The sequence below is a fragment of the Ameyamaea chiangmaiensis genome, from assembly GCF_013376175.1.
Lineage (GTDB): Bacteria > Pseudomonadota > Alphaproteobacteria > Acetobacterales > Acetobacteraceae > Ameyamaea > Ameyamaea chiangmaiensis.
This window is the reverse complement of sequence record NZ_JABXXR010000263.1, coordinates 1-2,030: the sequence shown is the minus strand read 5'-3', so window position 1 is coordinate 2,030 and position 2,030 is coordinate 1. Positions and strand designations below refer to the sequence as shown.

Annotated in this window: 2 protein-coding genes and 1 other RNA gene; 1 reads left to right on the top strand and 2 read right to left on the bottom strand. The window is 68.8% G+C overall.

Annotated features, from left to right (window positions below):
• Positions 1-1,313: DNA polymerase III subunit gamma/tau (locus HUK82_RS16140; RefSeq protein ID WP_176614898.1), on the bottom strand; the 1,313-nt coding region annotated here is incomplete at its 3' end.
• Between the two features lie 97 nt (positions 1,314-1,410).
• Positions 1,411-1,509: signal recognition particle sRNA small type (ffs, locus tag HUK82_RS16135), an RNA gene on the bottom strand.
• Between the two features lie 65 nt (positions 1,510-1,574).
• On the opposite strand from ffs, the gene HUK82_RS16130 reads away from it, so the two are divergent.
• Positions 1,575-2,030: NUDIX-like domain-containing protein (locus tag HUK82_RS16130; RefSeq protein ID WP_305144419.1), on the top strand; the 456-nt coding region annotated here is incomplete at its 3' end.

Below are 2,030 nucleotides of genomic sequence, written 5' to 3'. Positions count from 1 at the left end.
AGTGGCGGCGGGGCCACGTCCTCGCCCGCCGTCGCGGCGCGCACCAGTTTCTCTGGCGTCGGCAGGTCGGCGACGTAGCACAGCCGGATCAGGACCATCTCGGCGGCCTCGCGCCGGTCGGGGGCCGCTTCGACCTCCGACACGCCTTTCAGCAGCATCTGCCACGCGCGCCCCAGCACCGGCACGGACAGCGAATCGGCCAGCGTCGCTCCGCGCACCCGCTCGGCTTCCGGCAGATCGGGGCTGTCACGCAGCGCCGGAATCGCTTTCAGACGCGAAATCGTGTGCACGATGTCCAACAGATCCGCCAGCATGACGCCCAGATCAGCCCCACGCGCATGCGCCTGATCGGTCAGCGACAGCGCCGCGTCCGTGCGTCCGCGCATCACGGCCTCGAACAGATCGAACACGAGGCCCCGGTCGGCCAGACCCAGCATGTCGGCGATCAGCGGCGCCTCGATTCGCTGGTGCGCAGCCCCCTCACCGTCCAGCACCCCCTGCGCGATGGCCTGATCCAGCAGGGACAGGCCGTCGCGCACCGAACCGTCGGCCGCGCGGGCGATCAGGGTCAGCGCATCGTCGGAAAACGCCACCCCCTCCTGCGTCGCGATCCGGCCGAAATGCCCGGCCAGAAGGGCCTGTGGCACCCGTCGCAGATCGAAACGCTGGCAGCGCGACAGCACCGTCACGGGCACCTTGCGCAATTCCGTGGTGGCAAAGATGAACGTGACCTCGGCGGGCGGTTCTTCCAGCGTCTTGAGCAACGCGTTGAACGCATTGCGCGAGAGCATGTGCACCTCGTCGATGATGAACACCTTCATCCGCGCCTGCATCGGCCGGAAGCGGGTCGCCTCGATGATTTCGCGCACGTCGTCGACGCCGGTGCGCGACGCCGCATCCATCTCGATCACGTCGGGATGGCGGTCGGCCAAGATCGCGGTGCAGTTGGCACACACCCCGCACGGGTCGGCGGTAGGACCGCCCTTGCCGTCGGCACCGATACAGTTCAGGGCGCGGGCGATGATCCGGGCGGTCGTCGTCTTGCCCACCCCGCGCACGCCGGTCAGCATGAACGCGTGCGCGACCCGCCCCTGGGCGAAGGCGTTGCGCAGGATGCGAACCGTCGAGTCCTGTCCGATCAGGTCGTCGAGTCGCGTCGGGCGGTATTTGCGCGCCAGAACGCGGTAGGGCGGTGCGGCGGTGGCGGCTTTCGCCTCAGCCGGCGCATCGCCGAACAGGCCCGGCCCATCGGGCTCCGGCTCGGGCAGGCGGTCGTCCGCCGCGTGATCGTGGGGATCGTGATCGTGCGTCATGAAACAGGCCGGTCGAGACTCATGCGGGACATGCGCGCGATGATAGACATCAACGCGGACACCGCAACGTCGGCTGGCACGACATGGTCATCAGGGGGGTGGGAGGCCGAACACGTGACCCGGGCGAAACTCACTGCGGCTGCTTCCTTCCGGACCTGACCGGGTTGGCAAGGTACCCGTCCAGTGCCGACCTCCCGGCGCCTTCTTAACATCACAACGGGGGTCTGGCACAAGGGGGAAGACGAAAGGGATTGTCCACCCATGTCCGATCATACGCCCGGGCCGTGCCCGACCGCCCTGCTTTCGCGCGTCACGAACGTCTATGCCGGCGCGCTGCATGACCGGGCCGGCCAGGTCCGTCTGGATGCGGAGACGCTGCGGGCACGCGCGCTGGGCCCGGATGCCCGTTTTCTGGTGATGTGGCGCGGACTGCATCTGGTCGACGATGCCGGGCTGGTACGCTTTTGCCGTGAGGACATCGGCGCATACGACGACGATTCGTGCGTGTTCCTGGGCCTGTCGGCGGCCGACGCGATGTTTGCGCTCGACCTGTCCGACCATACTGAACCACCCACCCTGCCGCGCGGTACGTTCGAGGACATCCGGCCCCTCGCCGCCTCCCTGCCCGAAGGCGACGCCGCCCTTGTCGCGCAGGCGCGCGGCATGGCGCACTGGCTGCGCATGCATCGCTTCTGCGGCCGGTGCGGCGCGGCCAAC